Source organism: Streptococcus oralis (assembly GCF_003943415.1).
In the GTDB taxonomy this organism is placed as follows: domain Bacteria; phylum Bacillota; class Bacilli; order Lactobacillales; family Streptococcaceae; genus Streptococcus; species Streptococcus oralis_BJ.
The window spans coordinates 14,519-41,330 of record NZ_RJPK01000008.1; the positions used below are offsets into that span (position 1 = coordinate 14,519).

A 26,812-nucleotide genomic window follows, 5' to 3' on the forward strand; every position below is an offset into this window, starting at 1 on the left:
ATGGTAAAAAAAATAATCGGAATGCTACTAGCTTTTCTAGCAGTAACGGCTTTAGGTGTGGGTGCGTATGCCTATACTATTTATTATCAAGGAACTGAAACCTTAAGTAAAAAAACTTATAAGAAAATTGGTGAAGAAACCAACGTGATTGAGGCGACAGAGCCTTTGACCATTCTTTTGATGGGGGTAGATACGGGAAATGTAGAACGTACAGACCCTTGGGCGGGGAATAGTGATTCCATGATTCTTCTGACAGTCAATCCGAAAACCAAGAAAACCACTATGATGAGTTTAGAACGGGATATTTTGACCAAGATTGAGACTGGAAATGGCCAAGTTCAGGAAGCAAAACTCAATGCTGCCTATGCCAATGGCGGTGCAGAGTTGGCTATTTCAACCATTCAAAAAATGATGAACATTCATATTGATCGTTATGTGATGGTCAACATGCAAGGACTCCAACAGCTAGTTGATGCAGTTGGGGGCATCACAGTCAACAACACACTCGGTTTTCCAATTTCGATTGCTGATCAGGAAGAATTTAATAAAATCTCGATTGGAGTCGGTGAGCAAACTTTGAATGGTGAGGAAGCTCTGGTCTATTCACGGATGCGTTATCAGGATCCTGAGGGAGACTATGGTCGTCAAAAACGTCAACGTGAAGTCATTCAAAAGATTATGGAAAAGGTCTTGAGCCTCAATAGTATCAGTCATTATCAAGCTATCTTAAAAGCGCTTAGTGATAATATGCAGACAAATGTTGATTTGTCTGCCTCCAGTATCCCACAACTACTTGGTTACCAAGATTCCTTTAAAAACATCGAAACACATCAACTTCGTGGTGAAGATGCTGAGCTACAAGGGATTTCTTATCAGATTGTCACTTCAGAACATATGCTCGAAATGCAAAATCTCTTGCGTAGTTCACTGGGTAAAGAGCCAGTGACAGAATTAGAAACCAATGCGGTACTGTACGAAACAGCCTTTGGTCGGACAGCGCCTTCAACCAGTACTAGTGTTTCAAACGAAGAGGTAGAATAAAACAAAGAATCAAATCGTGGGAAATTTCCTGCGATTTTTTCAAAAAAATTCGAATAGATAAATAGGAGGAAAGATGAAAGCAGAAATTATTGCTGTAGGAACGGAAATTTTGACAGGGCAGATCGTCAACACCAACGCCCAGTTTTTATCTGAAAAGCTAGCAGAAATCGGGGTAGATGTCTACTTCCAAACGGCTGTGGGAGATAATGAAGCGCGTCTTATGTCCTTGCTAGAAATTGCGAGCTCGCGTAGCAGTCTAGTCATTTTGACAGGGGGCTTGGGGCCAACTGAGGATGATTTAACCAAACAAACGCTGGCAAAATTTTTGGGAAAAGCCTTGGTGTTTGATCCTCAAGCTCAGGAAAAACTTGATCACTTTTTTGCTCAAAGGCCAGACTATGCTCGGACACCCAATAATGAGAGGCAAGCACAAATTGTAGAAGGGGCAACTCCACTGCCAAATGAGACAGGCTTAGCAGTCGGAGGGGTGTCGGAAGTGGATGGTGTGACCTACGTAGTCCTTCCAGGACCTCCTAGTGAATTGAAACCCATGGTCTTAAATCAGCTCTTACCCAAGTTAGTGACTGGTGCTAAGCTCTATTCACGAGTGCTCCGTTTCTTTGGGATTGGTGAAAGTCAGTTGGTGACCATTTTGGCGGATTTGATTGACCAGCAGACAGATCCGACCTTGGCTCCTTACGCCAAAACAGGAGAGGTGACCTTGCGCTTGTCCACAAAAGCAGTCAGTCAAGAAAAGGCTGATCAAGCCTTGGATATTTTGGAAAATCAAATCTTAGATCGTCAGACTTTTGAAGGAATTTCTCTGCGAGACATCTGCTATGGATATGGAGAAGAAACCAGCCTAGCAAGTGTCGTTGTAGAAGAGCTTAAGAAGAGACAGAAAAGCATTACTGCAGCAGAGAGCTTGACGGCAGGTCTTTTTCAGGCTACTTTAGCAGACTTTTCAGGAGTTTCTGCCATTTTTAATGGAGGGTTTGTCACCTACAGCATAGAAGAAAAATCCAAGATGCTGGATATTTCCGAGCAAGAGTTGGAAAAACACGGTGTCGTGTCTGAGTTTACAGCTGAGAAAATGGCAGAGCAGGCACGGCTCAAGACTCAGTCTGATTATGGAGTCAGTTTGACGGGTGTGGCAGGACCAGATAGCCTAGAGGGTCATCCAGCTGGTACAGTTTTTATTGGACTGGCACATGCAAAAGGGACAGAGGTTATCAAGGTTAATATCGCAGGACGAAGTCGAGCAGATGTTCGACATATCGCGGTCATGCATGCCTTTAACCTAGTTCGCAAGGCTTTATTAAGTGACTAACTTTTGATATAATAGTAGATAGGTCTTAGGACTATTAGAATACAGGAGAATAGAATGGCGAAAAAACCAACAAAAAAATTAGATGAAATTGGGAAAAAATTTGGGGCTGACCGTGAAAAAGCATTGAACGATGCCCTGAAATTGATTGAGAAAGACTTTGGTAAAGGATCAATCATGCGCTTGGGTGAGCGTGCAGAGCAAAAGGTCCAAGTCATGAGTTCAGGATCACTGGCTCTTGACATTGCTCTTGGTTCAGGTGGTTATCCTAAGGGACGTATCATCGAAATCTACGGACCAGAGTCTTCTGGTAAGACAACCGTTGCTCTTCATGCTGTAGCGCAAGCACAGAAGGAAGGCGGTATTGCAGCCTTTATCGATGCAGAACATGCGCTTGATCCAGCCTATGCTGCAGCCCTTGGTGTGAACATTGACGAGCTGCTCTTGTCACAACCAGACTCAGGTGAGCAAGGTCTTGAAATTGCTGGAAAATTGATTGACTCAGGTGCAGTTGACCTTGTCGTTATCGACTCAGTTGCGGCCCTTGTACCTCGTGCAGAAATTGATGGGGATATTGGAGATAGCCACGTTGGTTTGCAGGCTCGTATGATGAGCCAAGCTATGCGTAAACTTGGTGCTTCTATCAATAAAACCAAAACAATTGCCATCTTTATCAACCAGTTGCGTGAAAAAGTTGGGGTCATGTTTGGAAATCCAGAAACAACACCTGGTGGACGTGCTTTGAAATTCTACGCTTCAGTCCGTTTGGATGTTCGTGGAAGCACGCAAATCAAAGGAACTGGTGATCAAAAAGATACCAATGTCGGTAAGGAAACCAAGATCAAGGTCGTGAAAAACAAGGTGGCTCCACCATTTAAGGAAGCCTTTGTTGAAATCATGTACGGAGAAGGGATTTCTAAGACTGGTGAGCTCTTGAAGATTGCAAGTGATCTCGATATCATCCAAAAAGCAGGAGCTTGGTACTCTTATAAGGATGAAAAGATCGGTCAGGGTTCTGAAAATGCTAAGAAATACTTGGCAGATCACCCAGAAGTCTTTGATGAGATTGACCATCAAGTTCGTGTTCAATATGGCTTGATTGAAGATGAAGAAGGGACAACTCCTACTTCTGTCGCAGAAGATCTAGCACCTAACCAAGAAGTAACGCTTGACCTAGGCGATGGACTTGAAATCGAAATTGAAGAATAACATAAAAAGTAGCAGATAGGAACTGCTACTTTTTATGTTTATTTCAGATGAAAGAACTAATGATCACTAAAACGACGGTATTCGATGTGAAAGTCAAAATAATGTTCATCCTGTAACTTTTGGAAGATGTCGCAATAGGCTTCTTCGTCAAAATGGTCGCCACGATAGAGGATTTCAAAACTCAAACCTTCATACTCTAGAAAAGCATTGGCTGTTTTGAAACCATTTTGGCGATAGAAATCCATGCGGGCCTTTCTCTGCTCCAAGTTATCGCATTCTTCATCCAATCGCTCGACTTCCAGCAACATGGTTCGCTGGTAAAAATCTGTCAGCTTTTCGATGATTTCCTTTCCGTACCCATGGCTTCTCAAGTGAGGCATGATGGCAAAAAAGCTGATATAGAAGGCTTTTTGATTGGAGATGGAGAAGGCAAAGCCGACAAACTCTTCTTCGTTATAAAAGGCAAAAAAGTGCGCGTCATCTCGGTCCTGATAGCGTAAGAACTCTGACAGAGAAACTCGTTCTTCCTCGGGAAAAGCCTCCTTGTTTAGCTTTTCAACCTTATCAAGATCTGGAAATGCATCGGTTATTAATTGACTGGTCAAACTCATAAGTGACCTCCTTTTCTTGATTATAGCAAATTGTCTCTCTGTAAGCAATTGATTGCAAACTTAGTGACAGAGCCTTGTCGCTCCTTTAGAAAGCTGATATAATAGCTTTATGAATAAGAAACGATCCGTGGACTTGATACATGGTCCTATTCTTCCTGCGCTGTTAAGCTTTGCCTTTCCAATCTTGCTGTCAAATATTTTCCAACAGCTTTATAATACAGCTGACGTCTTGATTGTTGGACGATTTCTTGGTCAAGATTCTTTGGCTGCAGTGGGAGCTACAACTGCCATTTTTGACTTGATTATAGGTTTTACGCTTGGTGTTGGAAATGGGATGGGGATTGTCATTGCTCGCTATTATGGGGCTCGTAATTTCACCAAAATCAAAGAAGCAGTTGCTGCAACCTGGATTTTAGGAGGGCTTCTAAGTATTTTGGTCATGCTGATGGGCTTTGTCGGCCTGTATCCACTCTTGCAGTACTTAGATACTCCTGCAGAAATCCTTCCCCAGTCCTATCAATATATTTCCATGATTGTGACCTGTGTTGGCGTCAGCTTCGCTTATAATCTCTTTGCAGGCTTGTTGCGGTCTATTGGTGATAGTCTGGCTGCGCTTGGTTTTCTGATTTTCTCTGCCTTGGTCAATGTGGCTCTGGATCTCTATTTTATTACGCAACTGCAACTGGGAGTTCAATCTGCGGGACTTGCTACTATTATTTCACAAGGATTATCAGCGGTTCTCTGCTTTTATTATATCCGTAAGAGTGTTCCAGAACTCCTCCCTCAACTCAAGCATTTTAAATGGGACAAGGCCTTGTATGCGGATCTTTTGGAGCAAGGTTTGGCTATGGGATTGATGAGTTCGATTGTGTCTATCGGTAGTGTGATTTTACAGTCTTCTGTCAATACCTTTGGAGCCGTGATTATAAGTGCGCAAACAGCGGCTCGACGCATTATGGCTTTTGCTCTCCTTCCTATGACGGCTATTTCTTCTGCCATGACGACCTTTGCTTCTCAGAATCTTGGTGCAAAACGACCCGACCGCATTGTCCTAGGTCTTCGAATTGGGAGTCGTTTGAGTATATCCTGGGCAGTTTTTGTTTGTGTATTCCTCTTTTTTGCCAGTCCTACCTTGATTTCCTTCTTGGCGAGTTCAACGGATAATTACTTGGTAGAAAATGGTAGCCTCTACCTGCAAATCAGTTCAGTCTTTTATCCGATTCTGAGTCTCTTATTGATTTATCGCAATTGTTTGCAGGGTTTGGGGCAAAAAGTCCTTCCTCTGGTTTCTAGTTTTATTGAATTAATCGGTAAAATTGCTTTTGTAGTCTTGATTATCCCTTGGGCAGGGTATAGGGGAGTTATCCTTTGCGAACCCCTTATCTGGGTTGCCATGACCACCCAACTGTACTTCTCCCTTTTCCGTCACCCCTTGATAAAAGAAGGCAAGGCAATCTTGGAAGCTAAAGGATAATCCTAGCTGGATTTGCTGAACAAAATCCATTTCCTCTAGTGAAAATCGAAAAAACTTGTGTTATAATAAGAAAGATTAAAATGTGAAAAAAGGAGATTCCTTATGGGACGTAAATGGGCCAATATCGTAGCCAAGAAAACGGCTAAAGATGGAGCTAACTCTAAAATATATGCAAAATTTGGTGTAGAAATCTATGTAGCAGCTAAAAAAGGAGAGCCAGATCCAGAATTAAACACTGCTTTGAAATTCGTTATCGATCGTGCCAAACAAGCCCAAGTGCCAAAACACGTTATCGATAAAGCGATTGATAAAGCAAAAGGAAACACAGACGAAACCTTTACAGAAGGACGTTACGAAGGCTTTGGACCAAACGGTTCTATGCTGATCGTGGATACTTTGACTTCTAACGTCAACCGTACCGCAGCCAATGTCCGTGCAGCCTTTGGTAAAAATGGCGGAAACATGGGGGCTTCAGGTTCTGTTTCTTACCTCTTTGACAACAAGGGTGTTATTGTATTTGCAGGTGAAGATGCGGATGCAGTCTTTGAACTTTTGCTCGAAGCTGATGTGGATGTGGATGATGTAGAAGCAGAAGATGGAACAATCACGGTTTACACAGCTCCAACAGACCTTCACAAGGCTATTGTTGCCCTTCGTGAGTCAGGTGTCGAAGAATTCCAAGTGACAGAATTGGAAATGATTCCTCAGTCAGAAGTGGAATTGTCAGGCGATGACCTTGAAACCTTTGAAAAACTTTACGGCGTCCTTGAGGACGACGAAGACGTACAAAAGATCTACACAAATGTCGATGGATTCTAATTTGAAGAAGAGAAGATCATCCTAAGCGAGAATAAACTTGCTTGGGATATTTTTTATCAAGAAAATAGTTCTCAAGGAAACTTTTTTCTTGACATATTTTGTGCAAGTGGTAAAATAGTTCTCCAGAGAACTATATAAAATCGTGAGAAGGGAGCAATCATGGATAAACCGATGTTGATTTTTAAACGCTTTGGGCACCAGGTTCACCTGATGGTGCAGAAAGAAGCCAAACGCTGTGGTATTGAATTTATGGGTGGACCGCAAGGGCAGGTCCTGAGATTTTTAGATCGTCGTGAGCAAGACCAGGATCTGGTTTTGATTAAGGATATTGAACAAGAACTCAATGTCACCAAGTCCGTTGCTAGTAATTTAGTCAAGCGTATGGTACAAAATGGTTTGGTCGAGTTAGAGATCAGTCCAAGTGATAAACGAGCAAAATTTGTTCGTTTGACCGACAAATCACGATCTCAGATGAAGCCAATCAAGTCTTTCTTTGATCGAATTGACCGTAGTCTACTTGATGGAATTTCTGAGGAAAAACTAGCTGTTTTTGAAGAAGTCATGGGTCGACTACAGGCTAATGTAGAGAAAATGGGAGGTAAGAATGAAGAAACTCGCTAAACGTATCACAGGAAAAGAGTGGGGAATGATTCTCTTGACTGTCCTCTTTACCTGTTTATCGGTCTATCTAGAGTTAGAAGTACCGACTTACATTTCAGAAATTACAGAATTGATTGGAACTCCAGGTACGGATATGGGTGCACTTTGGTCACCAGCCATTAAGATGATAGGCTTGTCTCTACTTGCTTTTCTGTCATCCGTTACTGTTGGATTTTTTGCCGCTCGCGTTGCAGCGTCTTACACAACTCATTTACGAAGCGATATTTTTCATCGTGTTCTAGATTTCTCGCAGACAGAGATTAAACGTTTTTCAATCCCAAGTCTCTTGACTCGGACGACTAATGATATCACACAGGTTCAGATGCTTTTTACCATGGGACTCCAGGTGGTCACTCGTGGACCAATCATGGCTATCTGGGCCATTGGAAAAATCCTTGGGAAATCGGAATACTGGCTCTGGGCAGTAGTGGTGGCTGTTATTGTCAATGTTCTGATGACCACTGTTCTCATGACTCTGGCCTTTCCAAAACAATCGGTCATCCAAAAATTGACAGATAAACTCAATAGCATCACTCGTGAAAGTTTGACTGGGATTCGAGTTGTTCGTGCATACAATGCGGAAGATTACCAAGATAAGAAATTTGAAGCAGCCAACGATGAGGTAACACGTCTCAATCTCTTTGTCAATCGTTTGATGGCCATTATGAATCCCATTATGATGGCGATTTCTAGTGGCTTGAGTCTAGCCATTTACTGGATTGGTGCCTATATCATCAACGATGCAAGTTTGACAGAACGTCTACCACTCTTTAGTGATATGGTGGTCTTCATGTCCTATGCTATGCAGGTCGTGATGGGCTTCCTTCTCATGGGAGCGCTCTTTATCGTTCTTCCTCGTACCTTGGTTTCGGCAGGACGTATCAATCAAGTATTGGATTTGCATTCTTCTATTGAAAATCCTAGTCATGCACAGACAGCGGATCCTTCAGTTCAAGGACAAGTGGAATTCCGTGATGTGACTTTCCGCTACTCTAAAAACTCAGAAGCAGTCGTGGAACATGTCACTTTCAAAGCAGAAGCGGGTCAAACCGTAGCCTTTATCGGATCGACTGGATCAGGTAAGTCTACGCTTGTCAACCTCTTGCCACGTTTTTACGACGTTTCAGATGGACAAATCCTAGTGGACGGAGTTAATGTGCAAGATTACGACTTGGAAGATTTGCGCAATAAGGTCGGCTATATTCCACAAAAAGCTGTACTCTTTTCTGGAGATGTCAAGGGGAACTTGGACTTTGGTAAGAGCAAAGAAACTCCTCTAAGCGAAGCTGCTATGTGGCAAGCTCTTGAATTGGCCCAGTCTAAAGCATTTATCGAGGACAAGGAAGCAGGTCTTGCATCAGAAGTGGCTCAAGGCGGAACCAACTTCTCAGGAGGTCAAAGACAGCGTTTGGCCATTGCGCGTGCCTTGGCTCGTAAGCCAGAAATCCTCATTTTTGATGACTCTTTCTCAGCCTTGGACTACAAGACAGATCGTGTCCTGCGCCAAGAGCTAGCTGAGAAAACAAAATCCATGACCAAGCTCATCGTAGCGCAGCGGATTTCTACTATTATGGATGCAGACTTGATCTTAGTATTGGATCAAGGAAAAGTCGTGGGACAAGGCACCCACAAGGAACTTCTAGCTACCAACGAAGTCTACCAAGAAATTGCCTACTCACAACTATCGAAGGAGGAATTGGAACATGGAAAATAAAAAAGTGTCGGTCTGGAAACAGTGCAAACCCTATATGGCAGGCCTCCAACTCCCTCTCCTAATAGCAGTTGTGGCTGCAATCATTTCAAGCATCATTACCGTTTATGGGCCAACTAAGATTAAGGAAATTACTAACTTGATTTCGGATGGCTTGATGACAGGAATTGATTTAGAGGCTGTTTCAAGTATTGCTAGCTTTTTAGTGATTCTCTATGTATTTGGCGCCATCCTTAACTATACACAGGCCTATATCTTTTCAACGAGCATTCAGCATTTTTCAAAACGCTTGCGGACAGCAATCGCTGAAAAGATTAATCGTTTACCACTTGGCTATTTTGATCGTCATTCTCAAGGGGACACCCTTTCTCGCGTTACCAATGACGTTGATACGGCGGCTCAGTCACTCAATCAAAGTCTAGGGACAGTTCTTTCAGCTAGCTTCTTGTTGATTGCTGTCTTGGTGACCATGTTTGGGATGAACTGGATTTTGGCATTGGTAACCGTTGTATCAACCCTTGTTGGTTTTGCGGCGGTTTCCGTAATCATGGCCAAGTCACAGGGTTATTTTAAAGCTCAACAAAATAATCTAGCAGCCGTCAATGGTTATGTGGAGGAGATGTACTCTGGCCATAATGTAGTGACCAGCTACAACGCAGTGGACACCTCCAAAGCGAGATTTGCAGGTTTAAACCAAGACTTGCATGATAGTATCTGGAAATCTCAGTTTATCTCTGGTATCATGATGCCAGCCATGTTCTTTGTTGGGAACTTTAGTTATGTCTTAGTCATCATCGTTGGGGCCGCGCTGGCGTTAGAAGGACATATCACTATAGGGATTATTGTAGCCTTTATGGTTTACGTACGGACCTTCTCCCAACCTCTGTCACAGATTGCTCAAGGGATTACGAGCTTGCAACAAGCGAGTGCAGCCATGACTCGTGTATTAGAATTTCTAGCTGAAGCTGAGATGCAGGATGAATCTCATAAGGACAGACAATTGACCCATATGAAAGGGGAAGTGGTCTTTGATCACGTGTCGTTTGGATATACACCAGAGCGCACCATTATCCATGACTTTTCTGCGACAGCTCATGCAGGTCAGAAAGTCGCTATCGTTGGACCGACAGGAGCTGGTAAGACGACCATTGTCAACCTCTTGATGAAGTTCTATGAGATAGATAAGGGAAGTATCTGTATTGATGGTGTGGATACCAAGGACATGAAGCGTTCGGAAGTACACGATGCCTTTTCAATGGTCTTGCAGGACACTTGGCTCTTTGAAGGAACGATTCGAGAGAACCTGATCTATAATCAGACAGACATCAGTGATGAACGAATGATGGAAGCCAGCAAGGCTGTGGGAATCCACCACTTTATCATGACCTTGCCAGATGGCTATGATACTGTTTTGGATGACACCGTAACCTTGTCTGTTGGGCAGAAACAGCTCTTGACCATTGCTCGTGCCCTTCTTAAGGATGCACCGCTCTTGATTTTGGATGAAGCGACATCCTCAGTCGACACACGTACAGAGGAATTGATCCAAAAAGCCATGGACCGTTTGATGGAAGGTAGAACTTCCTTTGTCATTGCCCACCGCTTGTCAACTATCCGTAATGCAGACTTGATCTTGGTCATGAAAGAAGGCAATATCATCGAACAAGGCAATCATGAGGAACTGATGGCACAAGGTGGCTTCTACGCTGACTTGTACAATAGTCAGTTCACAGAAGACGAAGCAGAAGAATAAATCAAAAGAAGGCTTGACGGCCTTCTTTTTCTGCACTATACTAGAAGACAAATGTCTCACCTGTAGGCAAAAACAAGGTAATGAATGAGAAATTTAATGAAAAATTATCAAGAATGGTATCAAAACATCAGCTCCAGACTAATCAGTCATCCCACCCTTTTATTTCTGTTACGCAGTTTTAATCGCTTGATGACAGTCGCCATGCCCATGGTCTATCTGATCTTGCTAGCCACCACTTACCTGAAACTAGGACTTGGTCAGCAAGTTGGGGTTTATGTGCTTATTCCTGCATCAGGCTTTGTGATCTTGTCCCTGTTTCGTAAGAAGATCAACCACCCGCGACCTTACGAAACTTGGGACATCTGTCCCCTGCTTGAAAAAGATAGTTCGGGACAGTCGATGCCCAGTCGCCATGTCTTTTCGGCAACTATCATCTCCATGGCCTGTCTGCATGCTAGTCTACCTGTTGCCTTAGCATGCTTGGTCTTTTCAGCTTTACTGGGACTGGTGAGGGTTTTAGGGGGTGTTCATTATCCCAAGGATGTCTTGGTTGGCTATGCTTGTGGTCTGGTGTGGGGATTCCTTTTCTTCCTATTCTGATATGTAAGTCAAGCTAGTCTTACAACCACTTACTGCTTCAAACTGACCACTTGCTTTTTTGCCCTTGTATTCCTAACTTAGCTTTGATATAGTAGAGTCAGAAAGGAGATGTGATGAAGTTACGAATTGAGATTGACGGCAATTTAGAGGAGACTGAAATTGTCATCAAGACACCCACTTTGACAGATGAAATTGCAGACTTGCAACGGCTCTTGCAAGAGTCAAAGGCTCCGAGGTTGACTTTTTACAAGGGGACAGGTGAATATTATCTAGACCTGTCAGAAATTCTCTTCTTTGAAACAGAAGGGAGTAAGATCTACGCTCATACCCAGAAGGAAGCCTATGAGGTTCGTCTCAAGCTCTATGAGTTGGAGTCCATCCTGCCTCGCTATTTTAGTCGAGTGTCCAAGTCAACTATCACAAACATCCGTCAGATTTACTCAGTGGACAAGTCCTTCTCAGGAACTGGCACCATTTCCTTTTATCAGACCCACAAGGAGGTTCATGTCTCACGGCATTACCAATCCCTCCTAAAAGAAAATCTAAGAAACATGAGGTAAAAGACATGAAAAAGAAAGCATTTGGTATTGTTTTATTGGTTTTAGCAGCTTGGATCCTGCTGCAAGGAAATTTTGGCATTCCTTCTTTGGATGGCAAGATATGGCCCTTGATCGGTATTGTCTTTTTTGCCTACCAGTCAGTTGAAGCTTTGCTTCGTCGTCACCTGACATCGGCAGTTTTTACGGCTCTAGTAGCCCTAATGATTGCAAATCATTTTTATAACATTTTGCCTATCCCAAATCAGTCTTTATTTTGGGCTAGCATCTTAGCAGTGCTAGGTGTCGGCTACCTCACTCACTCAAGTAAGTTTTGGTATGGGAAAAAATGGTGGTATAACGGTGAGCGAACAGTCATCACGGATAAGGAAGTCGCTTTTGGTAGTGGAACCTTTTATAAACAAGATCAAGATCTTGTAGATGACCAAGTGGAAGTCGCTTTTGGTGACGCAAAAATCTACTATGATAACGCAGAGATGTTAGGTGATTTTGCCACTCTGAATATCGAAGTGGCTTTTGGTAATGCAACTGTCTATGTTCCACAACACTGGCGTGTCGATTTGAAAGTAGAAACCTCCTTTGGTGCAGCCAAGGCAGACGCTCCTGTAGCACCAACAAACAAAACCTTAATTATCCGTGGAGAAGTCGCTTTTGGTAAACTTGGTGTTGTTTACGTTAAATAAAAAAAGTCTCCTAATTTCCTTGCCAAAATAGAGAAAGTGTGATAACATAGTACGGTATGTGGTGCTAGCACATCCGCTATATTAGATCTAATAGGAGGAAAACATAATGGCTAAAGTATGTTACTTTACAGGTCGTAAGACTGTATCAGGAAACAACCGTTCACACGCGATGAACCAAACAAAACGTGCCGTAAAACCAAACCTTCAAAAAGTTACTGTTCTTATCGATGGTAAACCTAAAAAAGTTTGGGCTTCAGCTCGTGCTTTGAAATCAGGTAAAGTTGAACGCGTTTAATAAAAATGAAAAGACCTAACTGGTCTTTTTCTTTTGCTCTATAGATAAAACCATTTGAAAAATAGAGTAAATATCCGCCAATACAGCATTCTGCTTTTACACTTGGGATGAAATATGATAAAATAAAGTATCAACTAGTTGAGGTAAAAAAAATGACTATAAAAATTAATACAAAAGATGGTCAAATCGAACTAACAGATGAAGTGATTGCAACCGTTGTAGGCGGTGCAGCAACTGAGATTTTTGGTGTGGTCGGTATGGCTAGCAAAAATACCCTCAAAGATAATTTCCAAGCCCTCCTTGGTAAGGAAAATTATGCAAAAGGTGTTGTCGTAAAAGCAGCCGAAGATGGCAGTATTGCAGTTGATGTTTATACCGTGTTGAGCTACGGAACAAAGATTAGTGAAGTCTCAAAAAACATCCAAGAGCGTGTTCGTTTTAGTTTGGAAAACCAACTAGGAATCACCGCTCAGACTGTGAATGTCTACATTCAAAATATCAAAGTTGTAGGAGAATAATCGTGTCAAAAATTACTACCAGTTTATTCCAAGAGATGGTGCAAGCTGCATCAACTCGTTTGAATAAGCAAGCAGAATATGTCAATTCATTGAACGTCTTTCCAGTTCCAGATGGAGATACTGGGACAAACATGGGAATGACCATTGAAAATGGTGCCAAAGAAGTAGCAGACAAGCCAGCTTCTACAGTCGGAGAAGTGGCTAGCATTCTTGCTAAGGGGCTCTTGATGGGTGCGCGTGGAAACTCAGGAGTTATCACGTCTCAACTTTTCCGTGGATTCTCCCAAGCTATCAAAGATAAAGACGAGTTAACAGGTCAAGACTTGGCTCTTGCTTTCCAATCTGGTGTCGAAGTAGCTTATAAAGCAGTTATGAAACCAGTTGAGGGAACTATTTTGACAGTTTCTCGTGGTGCGGCCATTGGGGCCAAGAAAAAGGCTGAGCAAACAGATGATGCTGTTGAGGTCATGCGAGCAGCCTTGGAAGGTGCTAAGAGAGCTCTGGCTAAGACTCCGGAAATGCTTCCAGTTCTTAAGGAAGTTGGTGTGGTAGACTCAGGCGGTCAAGGTTTGGTCTTCATCTACGAAGGATTCCTTTCAGCTCTTACTGGTGAATACAGTGCTTCAGAAGACTTTGTAGCGACCCCTGCCAACATGAGTGAAATGATCAATGCAGAGCACCACAAGTCTGTAGCAGGTCATGTGGCAACTGAGGATATTACCTTCGGTTACTGTACGGAGATCATGGTAGCTCTCAAACAAGGCCCAACTTATGCCAAAGATTTTGATTATGATGAATTCCGTAACTACTTGAATGAACTTGGGGACTCGCTCCTTGTTGTCAACGATGATGAGATTGTCAAAGTTCACGTCCATACCGAAGATCCAGGTCTTGTCATGCAAGAAGGGCTTAAATATGGTAGCTTGGTCAAGGTTAAAGTGGACAACATGCGCAACCAACACGAAGCACAAGTTGAAAAAGAAGCAGCACAAGTCGGCAAGCCAGCTGAAGAGAAGGAGTATGCCCTTATCGCAGTAGTAGCTGGTCAAGGATTGGCAGATATCTTCCGTGCCCAAGGTGTGGATTATGTCATCGAAGGCGGGCAGACGATGAACCCTTCAACAGAGGACTTTATCAAGGCTGTTGAGCAAGTCAATGCTCGCAACATTATCTTCTTACCAAACAACAAAAATATCTTTATGGCAGCTCAGTCTGCGGCTGAAGTGCTTGAACAACCTGCTGTTGTGGTAGAAGCGCGTACAATTCCTCAAGGGTTGACCAGTCTTCTTGCCTTTGATCCTAGCAAGTCTATCGAGGAAAACCAAGAACGCATGACTGCAGCCCTTGGTGATGTCGTAAGCGGTAGTGTAACGACTGCCGTTCGTGACACAACTATCGATGGCTTGGAAATCCATGAAAATGACAATCTTGGTATGGTGGATGGGAAAATCCTTGTGTCGAATCCTGACATGCACCAAACCTTGACTGAAACTTTGAAACACATGTTGGACGAAGATAGTGAAATCGTGACTTTCTATGTCGGTGAAGACGGAAGCGAAGAACTTGCCAATGAAATTGCCCAAGAAATCGCAGAAGAATTTGAAGATGTTGAAGTAGAAATTCACCAAGGTCAACAACCTGTATATCCATATCTTTTCAGTGTGGAGTAGGAGATTTATGAAGAAAGTTTTAGGATTGATTTTTGTAGCGTTACTTGCTCTTGCTGGCTGTGGTCAAACCAACACCGCAACAACAGAGTCAAGTAGTACAGCAAGTTCGGTTGATTCATCTAGTCAGGCCAGTCAGGTAAAAGAAGAAATCAAGGAAACGACCAAAGTCTTTGTAGGAAAAGTCGCAGATACCAACGCTCGTATAACGGTTGTTTACACAGATGTTGTTAAACAATTTACGATGGAACTGATGGGTGATTTTGGAAATGAAATTCCTGCCGAAGTGAGTGTAGAGGAATTGCAAGCTCTTCTGCGTGGGGAAATGGCTACTAGTCCAGAATATTTAGAAATTAAAGATGAGCCAGGGGTTTCTATGGAGTATTTTGTCACAGAAGATAAAAACTGGAAAGGGATACTTAGTCTTGATTTTGAAAAGGCAAATGTAGATAAGATTGAAAATACTTATTATTTTAAGGATCTCCTGGAGGATGTAGAAGATTTTAAAAAACCTAATATTTTCATCGCTGGATTAAAAGTTGAAGGTTTCACAGAAGAGAGTACAACCTCTGCTGTATAAAAATATCGTTGAAAAAGAAAGTTGATTTTACAGCTTTCTTTTTTTATGACATTTGTCATATTTACTAGTGACAGAATCATCTAGCTCCGCTAACTTCAAAGGACTATAATTGAAGTATGAAATGGAGGAAGAAGAAATGAAAAATAAAATGATTGTCGCAGTGAGTTTAGTAGCAGCAGGAGTTATGACCTATCTCATGTTTTCAGGATTGGACGAGGGTTTCTATCATTTTCCTTGGGAGCTCTTTGCTGGCTTTGGAATGATGTCTTGGCTTGTCAGAGAAGGTTTGAAATTGGTCAGAGATGTGAAAAAGGAGTTTGAGGAATGAAAAAAGCAATCATCTATTTCTTTATCGGCCTGTCACTCCTGGTATGGTTAGTGGAAATGTTTACTGGTTGGTTTGACCAAACCTTGCTTCGCCAATTCATTCGTGGTGCCTGGGGTTTTGGATTTATGGTTTTCGTTGTTTTCCCTATGGGAATGAAGTGGTTGAAAGGAGAATCTCATGACTGTGATTAAAATTGAGAAATTGAGTAAGAAAATAAAAGACAAGGAGATTTTGCGGAACATCTCCTTTGAAATCCACCATGGTGAATGTGTCGCCTTGATTGGGCCTAATGGAGCAGGGAAGACAACCTTGATTGATTGCCTCTTGGGCGACAAGTTCATGAGCTCAGGTCAGATAGCCATTCAAGGATTTGCACCAACAGATCCTCGATTAAAGCAGCTTATTTCTGTCTTGCCCCAAGAAAATGCAGTTGTTCAAAGCTTGAAAGTAAAAGAACTTCTATCATTTTTCAAGTCACTTTATCCCAACAGCCTTTCAGACAAAGAAATTGATGACTTGTTAAGATTCTCAGATAAGCAGAAAAATCAGCTAGCGGGCAAGTTGTCTGGTGGGCAAAAACGTTTGTTCTCTTTCGTGTTGGCTTTAATAGGTCGTCCGAAAATTCTATTTTTAGACGAGCCAACTGCTGCCATGGATACGTCGACACGTCAGCATTTTTGGGAAATTGTCAATCGGTTAAAGAAAAATGGTGTGACCATTGTTTATTCTTCTCACTATATCGAAGAGGTGGAACATACGGCTGACCGCATTTTGGTGCTCCATAAGGGAGAATTGATTCGCGATACGACGCCTTATGCTATGCGTGGTGAAGAACAAGAAAAACATTTTACGGTACCTCTAACTTATCAGGAAATTATCAGCACTTTGGACCAGGTTCAAGAGATTGAAATCAAGCAAAATGCTCTTTCCTTCACAACTAAAGAAGCCAGCCAAGTATGGGAAGCCTTGCAAGAACAGGGCTGCACAATCGAAGAAATTGAAGTTCGGAATCGAACTCTCTTAGACAGTATCTTCGAAACGACTCAAGACTAAAGGAGATTGACGATGAAAAATATGACAAGTCTCATGAAAGTGGAAATCATTTTGATGAAACGGCAAGCTGTCTACTACTTGCTTTCCATCGGACTTCCAAGTGTGTTTTACCTTATTTTCTCTGGTATGATGTCAGGGTCAGACATTCCAGAAATTGCTCTTCAAGCCTATCTTTTTGCCATGACGCTCTTTAGTATCATGTCAAGCGCCTTTTTCAGTATTCCTAGCACACTCGAGTCTGATAAAACAAACAACTGGCAAAAATTGATTCAACATTCTCCCGTATCTATGGTAGAATATTATGTATCAAAACTGTTCAGTACTCTGCTGACTTTCTTGTTATCAATTATAGTTGTCTTTTCGGTTGGTCATTTTGTCCGTGGAGTGACTCTGCCTTGGCTTGATTGGTTGGTGATTGGAGTTATTTTGCTGGTCGGAAGCGTGGTCTTTATCAGCATGGGGGTCTTGGTGAGCTTACTTCCCAGTGCTCAATTGATGACGGTTATTGGAAATATTGCCTATATTGCTTTGGCTGTCCTAGGTGGACTCTGGTTCCCTTTGAGTTCCTTCCCAGAATGGCTCCAATCCATTGGAAAACTGACTCCAACCTATCAACTGATGCAGGTCGTCTCTACTTATATGGAACACCACGAGTTTAACATTCTTGCCACCTTGGTTGTACTAGGTTATACAGTTTTCTTTGGTGTATTGGTAATCCAGCTGAAAAAACGGATCGAGGTAAAATAAATCTATGTTGGAAAAATTAAAAAACACTCATTATATGTTTCATATTTCATTAGTGTTTATCATCTTTCCTATAGCGGGTGTCATCAGTGGAGAGTACCCGCTTTTAACCTTGTTCTGGACATTATTATTTGTCTTAGCCTTTTATTCGATTTTATTAAGTCAAAACCGTACTGTGCAGTGGCTGGCTTGGTGGGTCATGATTGCCTACATTTTTTATACATCGGTTTGGCTGAATTCGGGTTTCACATGGTTTATCTTTTATTTATCTAACCTCCTCATTTATGAGCTGGATGAGATTTCTCTTCACTCTTGGCGTTTTGTCAGTTTTGTTGTCTTGCAACCCTTGATTTTAACCGGGATTTATATGGTCAATCATGTTAGTCCCTGGCAACTGCTCTTTTTCTTGCTGACCTTTGTCTTTTCTGATGCTTTTACCTTTGGTCTCTATCGAATTCGAGTATCAGAGGAAATAAAAGAAGAAAAGAGAAAGCAAAATGCAAAGCTCAATCTCTTCTTGGCTGAAAATGAACGCAGTCGTATCGGCCAGGATCTCCATGACAGTCTAGGCCATACCTTTGCCATGCTGAGTGTGAAGACGGATCTTGCCCTCCAACTTCTTCAAATGCAGGCCTATCCTCAAGTGGAAAAAGAATTAAAAGAAATTCATCAGATCAGTAAAGAATCCATGAATGAAGTCCGTACAATTATCGAAAATCTTAAAACAAGAACCCTTGCTTCTGAATTTGCGACTGTTAAAAAAATGCTGGAAATTGCAGGAATTGAAACGGAAATCAATCACCAACTAGATACAGCTAGCCTAACTCAGGAATTGGAGTCAACGGCCTCCATGATTTTGCTTGAGTTAGTGACCAATATTATCAAACATGCCAAAGCGTCGAAGGCTTACTTAAAATTAGAACGAACAGAGAAAGAACTCATTCTGACAGTGAGAGATGATGGCTGTGGCTTTGCTTCTCTAAAAGGGGATGAACTCCATACCGTTCGAGACCGTGTCCTTCCATTTTCGGGAGAAGTAAAGGTGATCAGTCAGAAGCAGCCGACTGAAGTGCAGGTTCGACTACCTTATAAGGAGAGAAACTAAGATGAAACTACTTGTTGCAGAAGATCAAAGTATGTTGCGAGATGCTATGTGCCAGTTGCTTACCTTTCAACCAGATGTAGATTCTGTCCTACAAGCCAAGGATGGTCAAGAAGCAATCCAACTTTTAGAAAAAGAGTCTGTGGATATCGCCATTCTTGACGTAGAAATGCCTGTTAAGACTGGCCTCGAAGTCTTGGAGTGGATACGAGCAGAAAAGCCAGAAACAAAGGTGGTTGTGGTGACGACCTTCAAGCGCCCCGGATATTTTGAACGTGCGGTCAAGGCTGGAGTGGATGCTTATGTCTTGAAAGAAAGAAGCATTGCAGACCTTATGCAAACCTTGCACACTGTTCTCGAAGGGCGCAAGGAGTATTCGCCTGAATTGATGGAAGTGGTTATGACGCATCCCAATCCGTTAACAGAGCAAGAAATCGCCGTTTTAAAGGGAATCGCCCAGGGCTTGTCTAACCAAGAAATTGCAGATCAGCTTTATCTATCGAACGGAACCGTCCGAAACTATGTCACCAATATTCTTTCGAAACTAGATGCTGGTAATCGAACAGAGGCAGCCAACATCGCAAAAGAATCTGGTTGGCTTTGATAAGAAGGGTTAAAAAATTCCGAAACGATAACTTTAATCGAAGGAAATCCATAGAATTTAGGAGGTCAATAGGCTTCCTTTTCTTTGTTAAAAAAAGTGGTTAGAGCTAGTGTCAAAGAGTTAAAAGATCAGAATAAAAATGAAGTAAGTGGTAAGAGTTTTTAGAAAATCAAATAGTTCAATACTTTTAGGAGAACAGAGAAATCTGTTCTCTTTTTTGTTCGCTTAAAATTCTATTTGAAAGGAGTTCAACGATGTTAGGATTAGAGATTGTAATGAATTTAGACACGTTAGAAATCTTTGACGTTATCGATCATGATAAGAATGGAAACAGCGAACAAGCGCCTACAACCATCCAGTTAAGCTTATTTGACTCAATGACGTGCATTTGACAGAAGGAGATATATTAGGATGGACAGAGAAGCGCTATACAATGAATTAATTCAAAGCGAACCATTAGGTTTCATTGATCCCTTTTCTGACCTTGGCGAATTCGATCCTCTTCAGCTGAAATTTAAACAACCCGTAAAGGATTTAGTGAATCGATATTCAGGGCAACCTTACAGTTTGGCCTGGCAACATAAAATTATGGAAATGCGGAAGTTGTTTATTGATTATCAGATAGCATTAAATGAAGAAGATAAGCAGATTAACTTTCAGCGAAGAACAAGAAGCGAAGAGTCCAAAGAACATGCTACAACTATTGTAACAACCTATTTGAAGCTGGGATTTAGTTTTAAAGAAATTGAGAAGCGTGTTTCTTTATCGTACAAACAACTTCGTCGAGGGTGGAAAAGAAGTGATCACATCATGACAAATAGTCCTGAATTTTATGGCAAAAGGGACTTATCCGAAGGTTACTGTTTACCGAGTAAAAAGCTACCTAAAAGTATGAGAATCAATGAGGAGTAATTATCATGAAAGAAGCAGTATTAAAGAAAGGTATTTGTCAAAAATGCGGATGTACTTGGACTACCCCTTGTGTTGATGAAAAATGGGGTAGTTGTTGGTGGATGGATCGAGATGAGACTATTTGTAGCCACTGTTTTTTGGGGTTTAATGATGAAAGAAATTAAAAATCATATGAAATTTCTAGATCTGTTTGCAGGTATCGGTGGCTTTCGTCTTGGTATGGAGTCCGCTGGTCACGAATGTATAGGATTTTGCGAAATAGACAAATTTGCAAGAGCTAGCTACAAAGCTATACACGATACGAAAGGAGAAATAGAACTACATGACATCACAGCAGTATCAGATGAGTCTATTCGAAGAATCGGACGTGTGGACATTATCTGTGGAGGATTTCCGTGCCAGGCTTTCAGCATTGCAGGAAACAGACGAGGTTTTGAAGATACACGAGGAAGTCTCTTCTTTGAAATTGCAAGGTTCGCATCTATTCTCAGACCTAAATATCTATTGCTTGAGAACGTCAAAGGACTCCTCAACCATGACGGAGGAGCTACATTTGAAACCATCCTCGGAGCCTTGGATGAATTGGGGTACAATGTGGAATGGCAAATCCTTAACAGCAAGGATTTTGGAGTACCCCAAAACAGAGAACGGGTGTTCGTTATCGGACATCTTAGAGGAGAATGTACCAGAAGAGTTTTTCCTCTCTCAAAAAGTTGCCAGCAAGCTAATTCAATCAAAAAGCAGTACAGCAATACCATTACAACCAGATATGGCAACTCACAAGGAGCAGGGGCGTACATTGTTGAAAGTAAATCGCAGAAAGTGAGGTCTATCGGAAACATCCATCCTTCAGGAAATGGGATGAATGGAGAGGTTTATGAATCAGCTGGATTGGCTCCCACACTCACAACCAACAAGGGAGAGGGGCAAAAGATAGCCATACCTGTTTTAACTCCTGATTGCACGGATAAACGACAAAATGGGTGCAGGTGTAAGTCTAACGAAGAACCTATGTTTACTTTGACTACGCAAGATAAGCATGGAATTCTAATCGCAGGGAAATTGCCTGGAAATCATGACCAAAACTCAAGAGTATATGATACAAATGGACTAGCTCCCACTCTATCCACAATGCAAGGTGGTGGGCAAGAACCTAAAATAATCCAACGTGGTCATGGTTATAACCAAGGTGGAGAACATGACATCGCTCCTACTTTAACTAGGAATAGCTATCAGGAAAATAATTATTTATCAGATGGATTTAGGATCAGAAAGTTGACACCTCGTGAGTGTTGGAGATTACAAGGATTTCCAGATTGGGCTTTTGATAAGGCGCAAGAAGTGAATAGCAACAGTCAATTATACAAGCAAGCAGGAAATAGCGTGACTGTGAGTGTCATTGCTGCTATCGCAAAGGAATTGGAAATACTTATAGAATAGTTGCTATCAGAAGAATTGTTGAATAAATGAGGAAGAACATAAGAGGAAAGAAATATGAAAAATACAGACTGGAAAAAAATTACACAAAGACCCCTTACTAGCGAAGAAAAAAAGGAATACGGAGATGAAGTTGAATTCATGTGGGACGGGAAAACCCCTGAATTAGACGAAGAGGTTCTTGTTTACACAAGTGAAAGCGAAGAAGTGTATACAGATATCTGGGTTGATTTTAACGATGGCATTGGTTTTGAAAATACTTGTAGTAATGTTATTTATTGGATGAGTTTCCCAAAACCGCCTGAAATCACTGTTACATATCCACGCTTTGTGGACGTTGACCGAAATGGTGTTTTTCAAAAGGTGTTTGAAACATCTAATGGAAATGAGGAGTGGTGTTCTCCTACTGGACGTGAGTTACAAGAAGGTCCGGATGTTATGGACCACTGGCTCGAATACGAGGACAGTGAAGGTGAACTTCACTACGGTAGATAGTTTCTATCACCATTTTATTTGTTAGTTTATTTATTTTAAAAGCCTAGAAATAAGCAAGGAGGAAATTATATGATTTTTGGTTTTATTGTATTGTTTGTTGTAGGAGTGTACATTTCGTTCGATGGAGTACTTATCATAGCTAAAAATACAGACATTAGACTTGGCTGGAGTGGTGAGAAAGATTTCTTTTTTTCTCTAAGTCCTTGGGAATGGATGTGGAGTATCTTTTTAATTATTGTCGGAGGGATAATGATTTACTTCTCATCTATTGAGTTGTTACCGTATATTATAAGTTCATTTGAATTAAAATAGGAGGCATAGTATGACAGTATTGTATTATTATTTTTTCATAGCAAAGGATAGATTGAAATCCATAAGGGAAAACATTCTTTATTCTAAGAGTTTGCGGAAAGTGCTGGGTAATATAGTTCTTTGCTTTATCTCGCTTATCGCTATTCCTATATCTTATTCTCGGTTTCTAATATATCTCGCCAACTGGATTTTAATGTCGTTAATAAGTTCTGGATTAATTGAGAATAAAATAATGCAGTTCATGTTATTGGGATTGTTTTTTATCTTTCTCATTGAAATAGTCGGTTTACTCATTATCTCAGTGTTGGGATGGATGGCTTTATCTTTTTGGATACTAGTAAGGTAATATTATGAATTTTTTTGGTAAAGAATTACAGAATAAGAAAGAAAAAAGGGTTGCAAATTTACCAGACAGTAAAAAAGAATCCGTAAATTTTTTAAAGTATAGTTTAATGATCTTGTTAGCAATGATACTGGTAGTTGCTCTGCTATATATTTTCAATGCTGAACTACTTTTGAGATTACTAGATTTTATATTTGAAATTTTCCAAAAAATTCTTGATTTATTTTCTGAGGTGACTGATTTTCTATTTAGAGTATGGCCATCTCCACTATCACTGTTTAAATAGATTAGAGCTTTTGGAAAAATATTTTATAAGTGTATTTGATTTCAAACTATAACTAGTGAAGGAATATGAGAGACCTAAAAATCATGAAAAAGATTGATTTATTAAAATGCTTATCCATCATCACAAAAGACGGATTAAGAACACAAAAATTTAAGAATAGCCATTTACAGCTCATCAATTCAACTGAAGAAGGAAGACGAGGATCTGTATTTGCTTATCGTTCAAAAGCAAATATGGTGAAGGCACGTGGTGTTGTTTTAACCTCTGTTGAATCATTGCTGGAGAACCAGGATCAATTTACACACTGGACTCCTAACGTATATTGCTACGGAAGCTATAGTGATGCTGGTCGACGGATTACACGTGGACACTCTGAAGATAATCTTAGACAGATTAACACATTCTACATTGACTTTGATATTACATCTGCAGCTGAAGAAATGACGACAGGAGATATTTTAACTACTTCCTTGGAGCTAGGTTTTATGCCGACGTTGATTCTAAAATCTGATAAAGGATTTCAAGCCTATTTTGTCCTATCAGAATCGGCCTATGTTACAGCTCATTCCCAATTTCGAGTGGTAAAGGTGGCTAAAGCTATCTCTCAAAATTTGAGAAATTATTTTGCTCAAACTTTACCAGTAGATATGACCTGTAACCATTTTGGAATTGCTCGGATTCCTCGAACTGATAATGTTGAATTCTTTGATGCTGACTATACCTATTCCTTCCAGGAGTGGTTAGATTGGTCGATGAAGCAATCAGATCTTCCCTTTCCAAGCAAAAAGCCCAATTTGACGGTTATTTCAGGTTCTGAAGGTGTGAAACAGATTGATGAACCCTGGTATCAATTGCTGATGAGAGAGGGAAATATCAAGGGTGGAAAAGCCCTGATGGGAAGAAACAATGTTCTTTTCACGTTGGCTTTAGCTAACTTCTCTTCAGGAATCGATCAAGGAGAGTGTGAGGAAGTTCTTTCTAACTTTAATGCAAATCTAGATGAACCACTCTCTTCAGCTGAATTTCATAAGATTATCACAAGCGCCTACTCAGGAAAATATGAAGCTGCTAGTCGTGACTATGTGATGACTCTATGTAAAGCATGGATTAACCAGGAACTCAAGGCTTCAGATCTCTTTGTGAAGCAACGTTGGTACAAGTTTAAGAAGAAACGTGCAGATAGAAAGAATAGTCATCTCTATGAATGGAAAACAGATGTCATGGCCTATTTAGAAGGCTTCTATCAATCTGAGGATCCATTTATCCAGACGACGAAAAAAGAGATACGAGAGAAGTTGAACATCCCTGAGCGCTCATTGGATAAAGTATTGAAAGTTCTCAAAGCAGAACAAAAAATCTTCTTCACAGTCAAACACGGGCGTGGAGGAGGCATCAGATTAGCCTCTATCAAATCAATCTTGCTTTCCCTTATCCAGGTGAAGAAAGAACGTCAGGAGGCTTATATGGCCAATATTGCTGCTTTCTTTGAAGAAAGTATAGAGTTTACTCAGAGAGTGATAGAAAGGGTTAAAGATGGCTTTAAACAAACACAACAACTATCTCTATTTGAACTTGATATTGGATAATCAAAAAAACCCGTCAACTGCCTTACATTTATATCTACGATTATTACAAGGATATACATGTACATAAAATAACCTATGGAGGAATGATATGATTTTAGTTATAGTTGGATTATTTAGCCTTATATTTATTGGAGGAGTTTTATTAATTCTCTCACTTATAGGGATTCGTCAACAAGTTCGTTTTGAAAACGGATATGATGATGAGTTAGAGACAGATCAGCTGGCAATGATTGGCCAAAATAGAAAGTGAGAAGAAGAATGAAGTACGTAATTTTCAGTTTTGAATTAGGTGACTATATTTGTAATGGGGAGAATAAAGTTTTAGTTTTTGATACTTTGGGACTAGCTTTTCAGTATCTTCAAAAACATTATCGTAAACCACTTCCTGAACAGAGAAAAAAGAGATTGATTCACTATCCAGATGTGTATCAAGCTCCGTTTAGACTTCTAAAAGTTTGTTAGGAAGGAGGAAAGTCGATGTCAGAGTTATTCAAAATTATTAGAGGATACTACCTAACAGGGGTTGGTCAGGAACCATTGGCTTATTATTTTAAACTTTCATCGGATAACTTAAAATTTGAGTCTGTTTCTGCAGGAGATGTAGCTTTAACTTTTTATCAAAATGAGGAGAGTATTTCTAGTATTCCAGCGATTATTAGAGTAGATAGTGTTATCTCGAATGATAAAATGATTTCAGATTATCTGCAGGAGGAATTGAGAGATCATTATCCAATGTTACCACTTGTCCGTGTATTGGATTCCGAGGAATTTGATCCTTTGCTTTTTCAAGAAGTGATGACAACGTTCACTAACTTGAAATCAGAAATAAAAGAATTGGCCAAGATTGATTATGTTCAAGGATCTATATTTGATTTTATGGATGAGGAGGAAATAGGATGAGAGAGCTTTTTAGATACATCAAGTTAGCTTTAGGGGCTATTCTCGTTATTTTATTTGTAAGTCTCGCAGTTTTAGGAGGATATAGGATGTATAAAGATCATTTTATCTTAGATTATGATCCTCATCTTACTCAGAAAGAATACCAGAATACTGTACTTGATCAAAATGTAAATCTAGTATTTTATAGAAAAGATTGTCCTTACTGTCAGGTTGGAAAAAGTGTAGTTGTAGATGCAGCCAATAAAGGTTCTTATCCTACATTTTACATTGACATTCAGACAGAAGAAGGTCAAAAGTTGGTAGAAAAATACCAGGTTGAAAAAGCTGCAACTATCATCAAAATTCGTAAGGGAAAAATAAAGAAATATCTATATGCTTCGAGGGATTCAGAGGAAAAGATTGTAGCAGATGAGAAAGCAATCCAGGAGGCCCTAAATGACTAAAAGAATAAAGCTGAGTAAGTGGGCCGAGACAGCTTTTCAAAGATTGAAATATGTTTAAGGAGGTAGTATGTATCAATTTTTAAATGCTATTACGCATGGCGTGGTTGGAACTGTCTTGATTGCGATCTGGTTCGTACCGCTCTTCAGGATAACTATATGTGATAACTTTGGAAATGAAATCAAAACGAAAAGGTTGCCATTAGCGTTCTTAATGTTACTAAAAAGTGTTTGGCCGAAAAGTAAGGTTTCATTTATTTGGAAAGGGTATAAGAAACATGAGAAGAACTAAATCATCTAGTCTGAAGCAGAAAAGAGCTAACAAACATTTGAGAGGTATAAAAAATTATACATTATCGAATGAACCAAAAAAATTCGATTGTGTGTCAGCTTCTGATATGTTGTTTGCAACAAATCAGAAGTATCGAGTTTTTGCAATTTTAGGAGGCATATCTTTTTATATTTTGCTAGCTTTAGTGCCAATCAATCTCTTTTTGGGCTTTATTGCATATGTAGCAGTAAATTTAGTTCATATGAATTCAAATTTTTTTCAATTAGTTGGAGTGAAAGACGTTTCTTTTATGACAGTCTTTGAATCGTTTTATTTGGGAAATTTCGAGTTTATGAGAGATATATTTGTAACTATTTGTGTAGCTAGTATAGTTTTTTCCTTATCTTTGTATGGAATGTGGGGTACTGAAAAAAAGACGGATATAACTTCTTTAACAAATCAGTATTATGGAAAAATTAGGAAGGAGAAATAAA

Annotated in this window: 35 protein-coding genes; 34 read left to right on the plus strand and 1 reads right to left on the minus strand. The window is 40.5% G+C overall.

Translation table 11 applies throughout. From position 1 onward, the window contains the following. The 3 genes from lytR to recA all read left to right on the plus strand — a co-directional run bounded on the left by lytR (nt 1) and on the right by recA (nt 3,577). The gene (gene lytR / locus D8801_RS08940; RefSeq protein WP_125849280.1) at nt 1-1,041 is read left to right on the plus strand and encodes a glycopolymer--peptidoglycan transferase LytR; all 1,041 of its coding nucleotides are present in this window, start codon (nt 1-3) and stop codon (nt 1,039-1,041) included. Nucleotides 1,042-1,114: 73 nt separating this feature from the next. Then, nucleotides 1,115-2,371 (plus strand): competence/damage-inducible protein A, encoded by a 1,257-nt coding sequence (locus tag D8801_RS08945; RefSeq protein ID WP_125849282.1) that lies wholly within the window; start codon nt 1,115-1,117, stop codon nt 2,369-2,371. 54 nt (nt 2,372-2,425) lie between these two features. Then, entirely contained in the window at nt 2,426-3,577 is a 1,152-nt protein-coding gene (recA, locus tag D8801_RS08950; RefSeq protein ID WP_125849284.1) for a recombinase RecA, read from the plus strand. A gap of 56 nt (nt 3,578-3,633) precedes the next feature. Here the strand turns inward: recA and D8801_RS08955 are convergent, their stop codons facing one another. Continuing rightward, entirely contained in the window at nt 3,634-4,188 is a 555-nt protein-coding gene (locus D8801_RS08955) for a GNAT family N-acetyltransferase (RefSeq protein WP_125849286.1), read from the minus strand. A 109-nt stretch (nt 4,189-4,297) separates the two neighbouring features. Here D8801_RS08955 and D8801_RS08960 point away from each other — a divergent pair, with 109 nt between their 5' ends. From D8801_RS08960 to D8801_RS09100, 31 genes are all read left to right on the plus strand, one after another. Continuing rightward, complete coding sequence (locus D8801_RS08960) at nt 4,298-5,662, plus strand: MATE family efflux transporter (RefSeq protein ID WP_125849288.1); 1,365 nt, start codon at nt 4,298-4,300, stop codon at nt 5,660-5,662. Between the two features lie 102 nt (nt 5,663-5,764). After that, the gene (locus tag D8801_RS08965; protein ID WP_125849290.1) at nt 5,765-6,481 is read left to right on the plus strand and encodes a YebC/PmpR family DNA-binding transcriptional regulator; all 717 of its coding nucleotides are present in this window, start codon (nt 5,765-5,767) and stop codon (nt 6,479-6,481) included. Between the two features lie 159 nt (nt 6,482-6,640). Next, nucleotides 6,641-7,102 carry a MarR family winged helix-turn-helix transcriptional regulator gene (locus D8801_RS08970; protein WP_125849292.1) on the plus strand — a complete coding sequence of 154 codons (462 nt, stop codon included), beginning with the start codon at nt 6,641-6,643 and terminating at the stop codon, nt 7,100-7,102. Then, the gene (locus D8801_RS08975; protein WP_125849294.1) at nt 7,086-8,855 is read left to right on the plus strand and encodes an ABC transporter ATP-binding protein; all 1,770 of its coding nucleotides are present in this window, start codon (nt 7,086-7,088) and stop codon (nt 8,853-8,855) included. Before D8801_RS08970 ends, D8801_RS08975 begins: the two co-directional genes overlap by 17 nt. After that, a complete protein-coding gene (locus tag D8801_RS08980; RefSeq protein ID WP_125849296.1) occupies nt 8,845-10,605 on the plus strand; it encodes an ABC transporter ATP-binding protein in 1,761 nt (586 codons plus the stop codon). Before D8801_RS08975 ends, D8801_RS08980 begins: the two co-directional genes overlap by 11 nt. Before the next feature lie 96 nt (nt 10,606-10,701). Next, a complete protein-coding gene (locus D8801_RS08985; RefSeq protein WP_125849298.1) occupies nt 10,702-11,205 on the plus strand; it encodes a phosphatase PAP2 family protein in 504 nt (167 codons plus the stop codon). Nucleotides 11,206-11,318: 113 nt separating this feature from the next. Next, a complete protein-coding gene (locus D8801_RS08990) occupies nt 11,319-11,765 on the plus strand; it encodes a LytTR family DNA-binding domain-containing protein (RefSeq protein ID WP_084868249.1) in 447 nt (148 codons plus the stop codon). A gap of 5 nt (nt 11,766-11,770) precedes the next feature. Beyond that, the gene (locus D8801_RS08995; RefSeq protein ID WP_125849300.1) at nt 11,771-12,445 is read left to right on the plus strand and encodes a LiaF transmembrane domain-containing protein; all 675 of its coding nucleotides are present in this window, start codon (nt 11,771-11,773) and stop codon (nt 12,443-12,445) included. A 106-nt stretch (nt 12,446-12,551) separates the two neighbouring features. Further along, complete coding sequence (gene rpmB / locus D8801_RS09000; RefSeq protein ID WP_001140948.1) at nt 12,552-12,740, plus strand: 50S ribosomal protein L28; 189 nt, start codon at nt 12,552-12,554, stop codon at nt 12,738-12,740. A 152-nt stretch (nt 12,741-12,892) separates the two neighbouring features. Beyond that, the gene (locus D8801_RS09005) at nt 12,893-13,258 is read left to right on the plus strand and encodes an Asp23/Gls24 family envelope stress response protein (RefSeq protein WP_125849302.1); all 366 of its coding nucleotides are present in this window, start codon (nt 12,893-12,895) and stop codon (nt 13,256-13,258) included. A 2-nt stretch (nt 13,259-13,260) separates the two neighbouring features. Continuing rightward, nucleotides 13,261-14,928: a DAK2 domain-containing protein gene (locus D8801_RS09010; protein ID WP_125849304.1), complete on the plus strand. Its 1,668-nt coding sequence runs from the start codon at nt 13,261-13,263 to the stop codon at nt 14,926-14,928. A gap of 7 nt (nt 14,929-14,935) precedes the next feature. After that, nucleotides 14,936-15,505 carry an SP0191 family lipoprotein gene (locus D8801_RS09015; RefSeq protein WP_125849306.1) on the plus strand — a complete coding sequence of 190 codons (570 nt, stop codon included), beginning with the start codon at nt 14,936-14,938 and terminating at the stop codon, nt 15,503-15,505. Between the two features lie 121 nt (nt 15,506-15,626). Then, nucleotides 15,627-15,833, plus strand: a complete 207-nt coding sequence (locus D8801_RS09020) for a hypothetical protein (RefSeq protein ID WP_000390701.1) — start codon at nt 15,627-15,629, stop codon at nt 15,831-15,833. Beyond that, entirely contained in the window at nt 15,830-16,024 is a 195-nt protein-coding gene (locus D8801_RS09025) for a hypothetical protein (RefSeq protein WP_125849308.1), read from the plus strand. Before D8801_RS09020 ends, D8801_RS09025 begins: the two co-directional genes overlap by 4 nt. Next, nucleotides 16,011-16,886 (plus strand): ABC transporter ATP-binding protein, encoded by an 876-nt coding sequence (locus D8801_RS09030; RefSeq protein ID WP_125849310.1) that lies wholly within the window; start codon nt 16,011-16,013, stop codon nt 16,884-16,886. Before D8801_RS09025 ends, D8801_RS09030 begins: the two co-directional genes overlap by 14 nt. Nucleotides 16,887-16,898: 12 nt before the next feature. Continuing rightward, nucleotides 16,899-17,633, plus strand: a complete 735-nt coding sequence (locus D8801_RS09035; protein WP_000794222.1) for an ABC transporter permease — start codon at nt 16,899-16,901, stop codon at nt 17,631-17,633. A 4-nt stretch (nt 17,634-17,637) separates the two neighbouring features. Further along, nucleotides 17,638-18,735 (plus strand): sensor histidine kinase, encoded by a 1,098-nt coding sequence (locus tag D8801_RS09040; protein WP_125849312.1) that lies wholly within the window; start codon nt 17,638-17,640, stop codon nt 18,733-18,735. A gap of 1 nt (nt 18,736) precedes the next feature. Beyond that, nucleotides 18,737-19,336 carry a response regulator transcription factor gene (locus D8801_RS09045; protein WP_125849314.1) on the plus strand — a complete coding sequence of 200 codons (600 nt, stop codon included), beginning with the start codon at nt 18,737-18,739 and terminating at the stop codon, nt 19,334-19,336. A gap of 411 nt (nt 19,337-19,747) precedes the next feature. Beyond that, complete coding sequence (locus D8801_RS09050) at nt 19,748-20,248, plus strand: modification methylase Sau96I (protein ID WP_125849316.1); 501 nt, start codon at nt 19,748-19,750, stop codon at nt 20,246-20,248. Between the two features lie 5 nt (nt 20,249-20,253). Further along, nucleotides 20,254-20,412, plus strand: coding sequence for a hypothetical protein (locus D8801_RS09855; protein WP_164497031.1), 159 nt, complete (start codon nt 20,254-20,256; stop codon nt 20,410-20,412). A gap of 7 nt (nt 20,413-20,419) precedes the next feature. Continuing rightward, the gene (locus D8801_RS09055; protein ID WP_049510626.1) at nt 20,420-21,688 is read left to right on the plus strand and encodes a DNA cytosine methyltransferase; all 1,269 of its coding nucleotides are present in this window, start codon (nt 20,420-20,422) and stop codon (nt 21,686-21,688) included. Between the two features lie 54 nt (nt 21,689-21,742). Further along, nucleotides 21,743-22,180, plus strand: a complete 438-nt coding sequence (locus D8801_RS09060) for a hypothetical protein (protein ID WP_049510616.1) — start codon at nt 21,743-21,745, stop codon at nt 22,178-22,180. 69 nt (nt 22,181-22,249) lie between these two features. Beyond that, a complete protein-coding gene (locus D8801_RS09065) occupies nt 22,250-22,492 on the plus strand; it encodes a synthase (protein WP_070696787.1) in 243 nt (80 codons plus the stop codon). A 350-nt stretch (nt 22,493-22,842) separates the two neighbouring features. Continuing rightward, the gene (locus tag D8801_RS09070) at nt 22,843-23,121 is read left to right on the plus strand and encodes a hypothetical protein (protein WP_125849318.1); all 279 of its coding nucleotides are present in this window, start codon (nt 22,843-22,845) and stop codon (nt 23,119-23,121) included. Nucleotides 23,122-23,204: 83 nt separating this feature from the next. Then, nucleotides 23,205-24,707 carry a primase C-terminal domain-containing protein gene (locus tag D8801_RS09075; RefSeq protein ID WP_125849320.1) on the plus strand — a complete coding sequence of 501 codons (1,503 nt, stop codon included), beginning with the start codon at nt 23,205-23,207 and terminating at the stop codon, nt 24,705-24,707. 88 nt (nt 24,708-24,795) lie between these two features. Continuing rightward, nucleotides 24,796-24,957 carry a hypothetical protein gene (locus D8801_RS09860; protein WP_185758518.1) on the plus strand — a complete coding sequence of 54 codons (162 nt, stop codon included), beginning with the start codon at nt 24,796-24,798 and terminating at the stop codon, nt 24,955-24,957. Nucleotides 24,958-24,965: 8 nt separating this feature from the next. Then, nucleotides 24,966-25,169 (plus strand): hypothetical protein, encoded by a 204-nt coding sequence (locus D8801_RS09880; protein WP_000878299.1) that lies wholly within the window; start codon nt 24,966-24,968, stop codon nt 25,167-25,169. Nucleotides 25,170-25,184: 15 nt separating this feature from the next. Continuing rightward, complete coding sequence (locus D8801_RS09085; protein ID WP_049510612.1) at nt 25,185-25,607, plus strand: hypothetical protein; 423 nt, start codon at nt 25,185-25,187, stop codon at nt 25,605-25,607. Then, complete coding sequence (locus tag D8801_RS09090) at nt 25,604-26,050, plus strand: thioredoxin domain-containing protein (RefSeq protein ID WP_125457439.1); 447 nt, start codon at nt 25,604-25,606, stop codon at nt 26,048-26,050. Before D8801_RS09085 ends, D8801_RS09090 begins: the two co-directional genes overlap by 4 nt. A 67-nt stretch (nt 26,051-26,117) precedes the next feature. After that, complete coding sequence (locus D8801_RS09095; RefSeq protein ID WP_125849322.1) at nt 26,118-26,339, plus strand: multidrug transporter MATE; 222 nt, start codon at nt 26,118-26,120, stop codon at nt 26,337-26,339. Further along, nucleotides 26,326-26,811, plus strand: a complete 486-nt coding sequence (locus tag D8801_RS09100; RefSeq protein ID WP_125849324.1) for a hypothetical protein — start codon at nt 26,326-26,328, stop codon at nt 26,809-26,811. The genes D8801_RS09095 and D8801_RS09100 overlap by 14 nt, the downstream gene beginning before the upstream one ends. Nucleotide 26,812 lies beyond the last annotated feature (1 nt).

What these genes read in the sequence shown, in the direction of transcription:
- lytR (WP_125849280.1), top strand. Translation starts at nt 1, where the DNA reads ATGGTAAAAAAAATAATCGGAATGCTACTAGCTTTTCTAGCAGTAACG.
- D8801_RS08945 (WP_125849282.1), top strand. Translation starts at nt 1,115, where the DNA reads ATGAAAGCAGAAATTATTGCTGTAGGAACGGAAATTTTGACAGGGCAG.
- recA (WP_125849284.1), top strand. Translation starts at nt 2,426, where the DNA reads ATGGCGAAAAAACCAACAAAAAAATTAGATGAAATTGGGAAAAAATTT.
- D8801_RS08955 (WP_125849286.1), bottom strand. Translation starts at nt 4,188, where the DNA reads ATGAGTTTGACCAGTCAATTAATAACCGATGCATTTCCAGATCTTGAT.
- D8801_RS08960 (WP_125849288.1), top strand. Translation starts at nt 4,298, where the DNA reads ATGAATAAGAAACGATCCGTGGACTTGATACATGGTCCTATTCTTCCT.
- D8801_RS08965 (WP_125849290.1), top strand. Translation starts at nt 5,765, where the DNA reads ATGGGACGTAAATGGGCCAATATCGTAGCCAAGAAAACGGCTAAAGAT.
- D8801_RS08970 (WP_125849292.1), top strand. Translation starts at nt 6,641, where the DNA reads ATGGATAAACCGATGTTGATTTTTAAACGCTTTGGGCACCAGGTTCAC.
- D8801_RS08975 (WP_125849294.1), top strand. Translation starts at nt 7,086, where the DNA reads ATGAAGAAACTCGCTAAACGTATCACAGGAAAAGAGTGGGGAATGATT.
- D8801_RS08980 (WP_125849296.1), top strand. Translation starts at nt 8,845, where the DNA reads ATGGAAAATAAAAAAGTGTCGGTCTGGAAACAGTGCAAACCCTATATG.
- D8801_RS08985 (WP_125849298.1), top strand. Translation starts at nt 10,702, where the DNA reads ATGAAAAATTATCAAGAATGGTATCAAAACATCAGCTCCAGACTAATC.
- D8801_RS08990 (WP_084868249.1), top strand. Translation starts at nt 11,319, where the DNA reads ATGAAGTTACGAATTGAGATTGACGGCAATTTAGAGGAGACTGAAATT.
- D8801_RS08995 (WP_125849300.1), top strand. Translation starts at nt 11,771, where the DNA reads ATGAAAAAGAAAGCATTTGGTATTGTTTTATTGGTTTTAGCAGCTTGG.
- rpmB (WP_001140948.1), top strand. Translation starts at nt 12,552, where the DNA reads ATGGCTAAAGTATGTTACTTTACAGGTCGTAAGACTGTATCAGGAAAC.
- D8801_RS09005 (WP_125849302.1), top strand. Translation starts at nt 12,893, where the DNA reads ATGACTATAAAAATTAATACAAAAGATGGTCAAATCGAACTAACAGAT.
- D8801_RS09015 (WP_125849306.1), top strand. Translation starts at nt 14,936, where the DNA reads ATGAAGAAAGTTTTAGGATTGATTTTTGTAGCGTTACTTGCTCTTGCT.
- D8801_RS09020 (WP_000390701.1), top strand. Translation starts at nt 15,627, where the DNA reads ATGGAGGAAGAAGAAATGAAAAATAAAATGATTGTCGCAGTGAGTTTA.
- D8801_RS09025 (WP_125849308.1), top strand. Translation starts at nt 15,830, where the DNA reads ATGAAAAAAGCAATCATCTATTTCTTTATCGGCCTGTCACTCCTGGTA.
- D8801_RS09030 (WP_125849310.1), top strand. Translation starts at nt 16,011, where the DNA reads ATGACTGTGATTAAAATTGAGAAATTGAGTAAGAAAATAAAAGACAAG.
- D8801_RS09035 (WP_000794222.1), top strand. Translation starts at nt 16,899, where the DNA reads ATGAAAAATATGACAAGTCTCATGAAAGTGGAAATCATTTTGATGAAA.
- D8801_RS09040 (WP_125849312.1), top strand. Translation starts at nt 17,638, where the DNA reads ATGTTGGAAAAATTAAAAAACACTCATTATATGTTTCATATTTCATTA.
- D8801_RS09045 (WP_125849314.1), top strand. Translation starts at nt 18,737, where the DNA reads ATGAAACTACTTGTTGCAGAAGATCAAAGTATGTTGCGAGATGCTATG.
- D8801_RS09050 (WP_125849316.1), top strand. Translation starts at nt 19,748, where the DNA reads ATGGACAGAGAAGCGCTATACAATGAATTAATTCAAAGCGAACCATTA.
- D8801_RS09855 (WP_164497031.1), top strand. Translation starts at nt 20,254, where the DNA reads ATGAAAGAAGCAGTATTAAAGAAAGGTATTTGTCAAAAATGCGGATGT.
- D8801_RS09055 (WP_049510626.1), top strand. Translation starts at nt 20,420, where the DNA reads ATGAAATTTCTAGATCTGTTTGCAGGTATCGGTGGCTTTCGTCTTGGT.
- D8801_RS09060 (WP_049510616.1), top strand. Translation starts at nt 21,743, where the DNA reads ATGAAAAATACAGACTGGAAAAAAATTACACAAAGACCCCTTACTAGC.
- D8801_RS09065 (WP_070696787.1), top strand. Translation starts at nt 22,250, where the DNA reads ATGATTTTTGGTTTTATTGTATTGTTTGTTGTAGGAGTGTACATTTCG.
- D8801_RS09070 (WP_125849318.1), top strand. Translation starts at nt 22,843, where the DNA reads ATGAATTTTTTTGGTAAAGAATTACAGAATAAGAAAGAAAAAAGGGTT.
- D8801_RS09075 (WP_125849320.1), top strand. Translation starts at nt 23,205, where the DNA reads ATGAAAAAGATTGATTTATTAAAATGCTTATCCATCATCACAAAAGAC.
- D8801_RS09860 (WP_185758518.1), top strand. Translation starts at nt 24,796, where the DNA reads ATGATTTTAGTTATAGTTGGATTATTTAGCCTTATATTTATTGGAGGA.
- D8801_RS09880 (WP_000878299.1), top strand. Translation starts at nt 24,966, where the DNA reads ATGAAGTACGTAATTTTCAGTTTTGAATTAGGTGACTATATTTGTAAT.
- D8801_RS09085 (WP_049510612.1), top strand. Translation starts at nt 25,185, where the DNA reads ATGTCAGAGTTATTCAAAATTATTAGAGGATACTACCTAACAGGGGTT.
- D8801_RS09090 (WP_125457439.1), top strand. Translation starts at nt 25,604, where the DNA reads ATGAGAGAGCTTTTTAGATACATCAAGTTAGCTTTAGGGGCTATTCTC.
- D8801_RS09095 (WP_125849322.1), top strand. Translation starts at nt 26,118, where the DNA reads ATGTATCAATTTTTAAATGCTATTACGCATGGCGTGGTTGGAACTGTC.
- D8801_RS09100 (WP_125849324.1), top strand. Translation starts at nt 26,326, where the DNA reads ATGAGAAGAACTAAATCATCTAGTCTGAAGCAGAAAAGAGCTAACAAA.